The organism is Streptomyces sp. NPDC060209, assembly GCF_042728155.1.
Classification (GTDB): Bacteria; Actinomycetota; Actinomycetes; order Streptomycetales; family Streptomycetaceae; genus Streptomyces.
Genome location: NZ_JBHWZS010000344.1, coordinates 1 through 8773 on the forward strand (window position 1 = coordinate 1; position 8773 = coordinate 8773).

An 8773-nucleotide genomic window follows, 5' to 3' on the forward strand; every position below is an offset into this window, starting at 1 on the left:
GGCGGCATAGCGCCTGCTGTCACCGCCCGCCTCGCCATTGCGATACGTCCTACCGGTCCCCGTCCATGAGTCCGGTCTGCACCAGCGGATTCCCGCGTCGCCGGGTGACGAAGACCCCGCGCCCCGGGGGCATCGGCCGCGGTCGTACGTTGCCGAGGATGTCTCCCTCGATGGGGTCGCCGGAGAGCATCACGCCCTGCGCCCCCAGCTCCAGGATGCGCTGCAGGAACGGCTCGTACAGTGCACGGCCCGCTCCCGCCGTGCTGCGGGCGATGATGAACCGCACGCCGACGTCGCGGGAGAACGGCAGCATCTCGGTGAGCTTGGCCAGCGGGTTGCCGCTGGACGTCGAGACCAGGTCGTAGTCGTCGACGACCACGTACACCGTCGGGCCGCTCCACCAGCTGCGTTCACGCAGCTCCTGGGCCGTGACATCGGGCGAGGGCGTACGGCGCTTCATCAGGTCGAACAGCGCGTCCGCGTGGTGCTCCATGTTGTTGGACATGGGCACGTACTCCGCCAGGTGCGTCGCGGGGGTGACGTCCAGGAGCGCTCGCCGGTTGTCGATGACGAAGAACTTGGCGGCGTTCCCGTCGTACCTCTCGGTCAGCTGCTTGATGAGCAGGCGCAGCAGGTTGGACTTGCCGGACTCGCTCTCGCCGAACACGAGGAAGAACGGGTCCCGCTCGAAGTCGAGGAAGACCGGCTCCAGGTTGTTCTCGTCGATGCCGAACGAGATGCCCCGCTCCGGCTGCGCGTAGCCCGCGGGCAGGTCGTGGACCGGGAGTTCGCGGGGAAGCAGCCGGACCGCCGGGGCGGGAGCCGCGGTCCAGTGCCGGGCGACCTCCTGGTTCATGGCCGCAGTGGCCTCGGACAGGTCGCTGTCGGAGTTGATGCCGTCGATCCTCGGCACCGCCGCCATGAAGTGCAGCTTCTCCGGGGTGAGACCGCGTCCGGGTACGCCGGCGGGCACGTTGACCGCGGCCTTGCGGTCCAGCTCGGAGTCCATGACGTCACCGAGCCGCAGTTCGAGCCGGTTCATCAGGTGGTCCTTGAGGTTGGCCCGGACCTCCATGGAACGCGACGCCGTGACGATCAGGTGGATGCCGTAGCCGAGACCGCGTTGCGCGATGTCGATGGCCGCCGCTTCCAGGGCCTCGTAGTCCGTCCGGAAGTTGCCCCAGCCGTCGATGAGCAGGAAGACGTCGCCCCACGGCTGGTCCGTCACCGAGATCTCGCCGCGCGCCCGCAGCCTGCGGAAAGTGGCGATGGAGTCGATGCCCGCACTGCGGAAGTACTCCTCACGGCGCGCCATGATCCCGTACACCTCGGAGACCGTACGGCGCACCCGTTCGGGGTCGAGCCGGGACGCGATCCCTCCGACGTGGGGGAGACCGGAGACCGAGGCCATGCCGCCGCCACCGAAGTCCAGCCCGTAGATCTGGACCTCCTGGGGCGTGTGGGTGAGGGCGAAGCCCGCGATCAGCGTGCGCAGCAGCGTGGACTTGCCCGACTGCGGGCCACCGGTGATCTGCATGTGGCCGGCCGCGCCGGAGAAGTCCCGGTAGAGGGTGTCGCGACGCTGCTCGTAAGGCTTGTCGACCACACCCAGTGGTACGACGAGGCGCCCCGATCCCTCGAACCCGGGCTGGGTCAGCCCTCGGCCCTCGACGGCGGAGAGTCCCGGCAGGAGCTCGTCCAGCGACGGCGGGTTGTCCAGCGGAGGCAGCCACACCTGGTGCGCGGAGGCCCCACGGCCCTCCAGCCGGCGCACGATCACATCGAGCACCGTGTCCGCCAGGGCGTCGTCCTCGGACTTGCGCGCCTCGGGCACTCCGGTCTGCGCCGTCGGCTGTACGTAGCGCACCGGCACCGGGGCGGCGGTGAACACCACGGGCCTGCGGTCCACGGGCAGAGGACCGGAGGAAGCGGCGGGCTGGGCGCCCGAGCGGTACACCCCGGAGACGTACGCCGCCTTGAAGCGCACCATCTCGTCCGTGCCGTACTTCAGATAGCCCGAGCCGGGGACATTGGGCAGGAGGTAGGCGTCGGGCACGCCGAGCGCGGCCCGGGACTCGCCCGCGGAGAACGTACGCAGACCGATCCGGTACGACAGATAGGTCTCCAGGCCGCGCAGCCGCCCCTCTTCGAGGCGCTGCGAGGCGAGCAGCAGATGGACGCCCAGCGAACGGCCGATACGGCCGATCTGGACGAACATCTCGATGAAGTCCGGCTTGGCCGTCAGCAGCTCGCTGAACTCGTCGATGACCAGGACGAGGGAAGGGATGGGCTGCAGCGGGGCACCCGCGGCGCGCGCCTTCTCGTAGTCGTGGATGTTGGCGTAGTTGCCCGCGTCGCGCAGCATCTCCTGGCGGCGGTTGAGCTCACCGCTGATGGAGTCGCCCATGCGGTCCACGAGCGTCAGGTCGTCCGCGAGGTTGGTGATCACCGCTGCGACGTGGGGCATCTGGGCCATGCCGGCGAAGGTGGCACCACCCTTGAAGTCCGCGAGGACGAAGTTCAGCGTCTCCGAGGTGTGGGTGACGGCGAGGCCCAGTACGAGCGTACGGAGCAGCTCGGACTTGCCGGAACCGGTGGCGCCGACACACAGGCCGTGCGGCCCCATGCCCTCCTGCGCCGCCTCCTTGAGGTCCAGCATCACCGGGCTGCCGTCCTCGCCCACGCCGATCGGGACCCGGAGCCGCTCCGCCTGCGAGCGGGCTCGCCAGGTCCGGCTCACGTCGACGGAGGCCGCGTCACCGAGGTTCAGCAGATCGGTGAACTCCAGGTTGGCGAGCAGCGGTTCGTCGTCGTCCCCGCCCGAGGCGACATGGAGCGGCGCCAGTTGCCGAGCCAGCGCCTCTGCGGCCTCGTGGCTCAGCAGGTCGGGCACACCGTCGTACACCAGGCCGTGCCCCGACTCCAGCTGCAGCGAGTGCGGGTCCACCACGACGGAGAGACCGCCGCGAGCTCCGTTGACCTGGCCGGTGACGATCTCGACGACGGTGACGCCCTGAAGGCCCTCGGCCGATGCGAGAGCGGACGTCGCCGGTACGGACTCCCCGTCGAGCACGACGACGACATGCGGCTGGTCGAGGATCGGCTGGCCCCCCGGCTGGAAGCGGGGGCGGCCGTCGAGGCGGCCCGCGAGCATCTCCTCCAGCTCGGCGACACCGGTGGTGATCAGCCGGCGGCTGCCGGCGCCGTCGGTGGAGCCCGGCACCTGGACGTGGGGGAGCCACTTCGTCCACTCCCAGCGCGGAGCGGCGTCCCGGCCGGTCGCGACGGCGATGATCAGGTCCTCGGGGGAGTGCAGCGAGGCGAGCGCCCCGACCATCGCGCGGGCCGTGGCACGCGCGGATTCCGCCTCGCCACTGATCGTCAGGTGGTAGAAGGCACGGAGCGAGACCGCCATCGGCAGCCCGTCCAGCGTGCTGTGGGTCGTCAGGAACTGCTGCATCGCCCCGGCGGTCAGCGGCTCCAGCTCATCGACCGGTGCGGTGTCGGGTGCGATGAGCGGCGTGGCGAGTTCCTGGCCGCCCAGGCCGATGCGTACGTGCGCGAAGTCCGCGTCCCCGACACGGCGCTCCCACACCCGGCTGCCCTCGGCGACGAGCGCCCACAGCTGCTCCGGGGACGGGTGGAGATAGAACTGCGCGTCGCGCTGCTGCCGGGCGGTCCTCAGCACGGCGCGCCTGGTCTGCGTCAGATACTTCAGATAGTCGCGCCGCATGTCCGCCAGCTGGCCCTGGGTGCCGCGCCGGAAGCGGATGATCATCGAAATGGCCATCGCGACCGTCGACGCGATCATGACCATGCCCATGATCCGCATGATCGGGTTCGGCGTCATGAAGAAGAAGACGACGGAACCACCCATGCCGAGCATCGGCAGCAGCTGCATCATCACCCCCTCCTGCTGCCCGCGAGGCAACTCGGGCGGAGGTTGCAACTGCACCTGCTCACCCGGAACTTCGGAGGGGAGGGCCCGCGGTGGGCGCTTGACGACAATCTGGCTCACAGCTCACCAATTCCCTTGCCGGACGGAACTGTTCCTATCGGCGCCCCCGTGGCGACGGGTTCCGTCCGCGGGAGGATCCTACTGGCGTACCCGATGGCCCGAGGGCGGTAGGGTGTCGCGACGCGTGTACGCATCCGCTAACTACCGCAAAAAAACGGGTCATTCGGGACGCAGGCAGAGCTCGTGATCCAGGGGTGCGTTTTCAGGACATCCAGGAGAATCATGAGGGGGAGCAGCACGTGACTATGACGGCCCAAACTGCGGCTACCGGATCCGGTCGGCCGGGTCCTGGAGTTCCGGCCGGCAACGGAACCGGCTTCTGCCGGGTCACGGTCGTCGCGCCCGACAGCCGTGTCGACGTGGCGCTGCCCGAGGACATCGCCGTCGCCGACCTCTACCCGGAGATCCTCCGGCTGTCGGGACAGAGCCCCACCCAGGGCGCCCCGGTCGGCTACCACCTGGTGCGCCGCGACGGGACCGTCCTGGACAGCGGCCGCACGCTGGCCGGTCAGCGCATCCTCGACGGCGAGCTGCTGTCCCTGCGGCCCTTCTCGGAGTCCCTGCCCCCCGCGGTCTTCGACGACGTCTCCGACGCCGTCGCCACGTCGGTCGCCCGGGACCGCACCCTCTGGGGCGACAGCCTCATGCGCTCGGCCGGGCTCTTCGGCGGGTCGGTCCTGCTGGTCCTGCTCGGCTTCGTGCTCTGGACCTCCGACATCCGGCACGACATGCACGGCCTGCCGGGCATCCTGGCCGCCGTCACCGCCGTACTGCTCCTCGCGCTGGCCTGCGTACGCGCGCGCATCTACGCGGACCGCGGCTCGTCCATCGCGCTGGGCATCGGCGTACTCACCAACTCGGCCGTCGCCGGTGCCGGGCTCCTGCCGCTCAGCCAGGGCCAGGGCATCGGCAGGCTCCAGTTCCTGCTCGCCTGTGCCGCCGTGCTGGTGGCGTCGGTGATCCTCATGATCGCCGCTCCCGAAGGTGACGGGACCTTCGTCGCGTTCGTGTTCGCCTCCGCCATCGGCGTGCTGGTGACCTTCATCGCGATCATGACCGGCATGGAGCCGTCCGAGACCGCGGCCGTGTGCGCCCCCCTCTCCGTGGGACTCCTCGCCTTCCTGCCCGGACTCTCCACACGCTTCGCCCGCCTCCCGATCGGTTTCGAGCCGCCCCGCACCACCGTCGGTGACTACGGGACGTCGGACCCGGCGCCGCAGGGCCCCGTCGACGCCGACCGCATCGCCGCCCAGGCGCGGCGCGGCCACGAACTGCTCCTCGGCCTCGTCGGAGGATGCGCGCTGGTGGCCGTGGGGGCCGCGGCGGTGCTCGGCTTCTCGGACAGCGTCTGGGGCCAGCTCCTGGCGCTCGCCACCGGGGTCGCGATGCTGATGCGCGCCCACCTGTTCCGCTACACGGCCCAGGTCGGCTGCGCCCTGGGAGCGGGCCTCGCCGCCCTCGTGCTCCTCGGCCTCGGACTGTCGCTCAACCCGCCCGTCGATCTGATCCGCGAGGCGCTCAAGGGGGACGGCGCGGGGCTCGACATCCGTACGATCTGGCTGACCGCCGCGGTCGCCGGCGTCGCCGCCCTGATCACCGCCATAGGGCTGATCGTGCCGCGCAAGGGAGTCACCCCGTTCTGGGGACGCTTCCTGGAGGTCGCCGAGGCCTTCGTGCTCCTGACGCTGCTGCCGCTGTGCCTGGCCGTCTTCGACGTCTACCACTCGATCCGGGCGCTCACCAGCTGACCCGCCCGCACGACGGACGGGCGGGGTCGCAGCGACTGGTACGCTGTGTGACGGCCGTTTGTGTACGCGCCTCCGGGATCATCCTGAGGGCTGCGCTCATCGGACCTTCGCCTCCGAGTCATGGAAGCTCCCCTGAGATCAAGACCAGGGGCACTCGTGGGCGCATCGAACATCAAGAGGAGTACGCGTGCCGCTCGACGCCGCTACGAAGAAGCAGATCATGTCCGAGTTCGCCCAGAAGGAGGGTGACACCGGATCCCCCGAGGTCCAGGTCGCCATGCTCTCCCGCCGGATCTCGGACCTGACGGAGCACCTCAAGACGCACAAGCACGACCACCACTCCCGTCGGGGTCTGCTGATCCTCGTCGGCCAGCGTCGCCGTCTTCTGCAGTACCTTGCCAAGAAGGACATCCAGCGCTTCCGTGCGCTCGTCGACCGCCTCGGCATCCGCCGCGGTGCGGCCGGCGGCGCCAAGTAAGGACGCTGTGAGAGGGAGCGGTACCCCGGTTCCAGGGGGCCGCTCCCTTTGCTGTACGTGCGTGACCCGGGTTCGGCTCAGTAACCTGGAAGCACGACAACAGAACGAGGAGAGGCGCCCCACGGCCGCCGCCGGTCCTCGGTAGTGGCCCCCGGGGCAACGCCCGGGAGCTTCGATCGAAGACCGGCCCGCACAAAGGGAGCGCCTCTCCGTACCGTCCTCCGCCATACGGGCGGCAGGACGAAAGACGACGAGTATGGAGAAATCACTAGTGGAGAACGAGACCCACTACGCCGAAGCCGTGATCGACAACGGCACCTTCGGCACCCGCACCATCCGCTTCGAGACGGGCCGCCTGGCCAAGCAGGCCGCCGGCTCCGCCGTCGCGTACCTGGACGACGACACCATGGTGCTGTCGGCCACCACCGCTTCCAAGCGGCCCAAGGACCAGCTCGACTTCTTCCCCCTCACGGTGGACGTCGAGGAGCGGCAGTACGCGGCCGGCAAGATCCCCGGCTCCTTCTTCCGCCGTGAAGGCCGGCCCTCCGAGGACGCGATCCTCACCTGCCGCCTGATCGACCGCCCGCTGCGCCCCTCCTTCAAGAAGGGCCTGCGCAACGAGATCCAGATCGTCGAGACGATCATGGCGCTCAACCCCGACCACCTGTACGACGTGGTCGCGATCAACGCCGCCTCCGCTTCCACGATCCTGGCGGGCCTGCCCTTCTCCGGCCCCATCGGCGCCACCCGCGTCGCCCTGATCAAGGGCCAGTGGGTCGCCTTCCCGACGCACACCGAGCTCGAGGACGCCGTCTTCGACATGGTCGTCGCCGGTCGCGTCCTGGAGGACGGCGACGTCGCGATCATGATGGTCGAGGCCGAGGCCACCGAGAAGACCATCCAGCTCGTCAAGGACGGCGCGGAGGCCCCGACCGAAGAGGTCGTCGCCGCCGGTCTGGAAGCCGCGAAGCCCTTCATCAAGGCGCTCTGCAAGGCCCAGTCCGACCTCGCCGCCAAGGCTGCCAAGCCCACCGGCGAGTTCCCGGTCTTCCTCGACTACCAGGACGACGTCCTGGAGGCGCTCAGCAAGGCCGTCAGCACCGAGCTCGCCAAGGCGCTCACCATCGCCGGCAAGCAGGAGCGCGAGGCGGAGCTGGACCGCATCAAGGAGATCGCGGGCGAGAAGCTCCTCCCGGCCTTCGAGGGTCGCGAGAAGGAGATCTCGGGTGCCTACCGCGCGCTGACCAAGAAGCTGGTCCGCGAGCGCGTCATCAAGGACAAGGTCCGCATCGACGGCCGTGGCGTCACGGACATCCGTACGCTCGCCGCCGAGGTCGAGGCCATCCCGCGCGTGCACGGCTCGGCGCTGTTCGAGCGTGGCGAGACCCAGATCCTGGGCGTCACCACCCTCAACATGCTCCGTATGGAGCAGCAGCTGGACACCCTTTCCCCGGTGACCCGCAAGCGCTACATGCACAACTACAACTTCCCGCCGTACTCCGTCGGTGAGACCGGCCGCGTGGGCTCGCCCAAGCGCCGCGAGATCGGCCACGGAGCGCTCGCCGAGCGCGCCATCGTGCCGGTGCTGCCCTCGCGCGAGGACTTCCCGTACGCGATCCGCCAGGTCTCCGAGGCGCTGGGCTCCAACGGCTCGACGTCCATGGGCTCGGTCTGCGCCTCCACCATGTCCCTGCTGAACGCCGGTGTGCCCCTCAAGGCCGCCGTCGCCGGTATCGCCATGGGCCTGATCTCCGAGGAGATCGACGGCAAGACCCACTACGTCGCCCTCACCGACATCCTCGGTGCGGAGGACGCGTTCGGTGACATGGACTTCAAGGTCGCCGGTACGAAGCAGTTCGTGACCGCGCTCCAGCTCGACACCAAGCTCGACGGCATCCCCGCCTCGGTCCTGGCCGCCGCGCTGAAGCAGGCCCGTGACGCACGCCTCCACATCCTCGATGTGATGAACGAGGCCATCGACGTCCCGGACGAGATGTCCCCGAACGCCCCGCGGATCATCACCGTCAAGATCCCGGTGGACAAGATCGGTGAGGTCATCGGCCCCAAGGGCAAGATGATCAACCAGATCCAGGAGGACACCGGCGCCGACATCACGATCGAGGACGACGGCACCATCTACATCGGTGCCCAGCAGGGTTCGCAGGCCGAGGCCGCCCGCGCCACGATCAACGCCATCGCCAACCCGACCATGCCGGAGGTCGGCGAGCGCTACCTGGGTACGGTCGTCAAGACCACCACCTTCGGTGCCTTCGTCTCCCTGATGCCCGGCAAGGACGGTCTGCTGCACATCTCGCAGATCCGCAAGCTCGCCGGTGGCAAGCGCGTGGAGAACGTCGAGGACGTGCTCGGCGTCGGCGCCAAGGTCCAGGTCGAGATCGCGGAGATCGACTCCCGCGGCAAGCTCTCCCTCATCCCCGTGATCGAGGGCGAAGAGGACGAGAAGAAGGACGACACCGACAAGTGACGTCCCGTAGTTCCGTGACGACGGCCCGCCCCTCCTCGGAGGGG

The 8773-nt window shown here is 69.4% G+C and carries 4 protein-coding genes; 3 read left to right on the forward strand and 1 reads right to left on the reverse strand.

The window, feature by feature from the left end; genetic code table 11:
* Positions 1-49 precede the first annotated feature (49 nt).
* A complete protein-coding gene (gene eccCa, locus ACFWFI_RS37505) occupies positions 50-4018 on the reverse strand; it encodes a type VII secretion protein EccCa (protein WP_387399409.1) in 3969 nt (1322 codons plus the stop codon).
* Positions 4019-4263: 245 nt separating this feature from the next.
* Here eccCa and eccD point away from each other — a divergent pair, with 245 nt between their 5' ends.
* The 3 genes from eccD to ACFWFI_RS37520 all read left to right on the forward strand — a co-directional run bounded on the left by eccD (position 4264) and on the right by ACFWFI_RS37520 (position 8729).
* Positions 4264-5766 (forward strand): type VII secretion integral membrane protein EccD, encoded by a 1503-nt coding sequence (gene eccD / locus ACFWFI_RS37510; protein ID WP_387399411.1) that lies wholly within the window; start codon positions 4264-4266, stop codon positions 5764-5766.
* Between the two features lie 187 nt (positions 5767-5953).
* Entirely contained in the window at positions 5954-6244 is a 291-nt protein-coding gene (gene rpsO / locus ACFWFI_RS37515; protein ID WP_003965855.1) for a 30S ribosomal protein S15, read from the forward strand.
* A 271-nt stretch (positions 6245-6515) separates the two neighbouring features.
* Positions 6516-8729 (forward strand): polyribonucleotide nucleotidyltransferase, encoded by a 2214-nt coding sequence (locus tag ACFWFI_RS37520; protein WP_387399413.1) that lies wholly within the window; start codon positions 6516-6518, stop codon positions 8727-8729.
* Positions 8730-8773 lie beyond the last annotated feature (44 nt).

Excerpts from the sequence above, each read along its gene's own strand:
- eccD (WP_387399411.1), top strand. The coding sequence starts at position 4,264 with ATGACGGCCCAAACTGCGGCTACCGGATCCGGTCGGCCGGGTCCTGGA.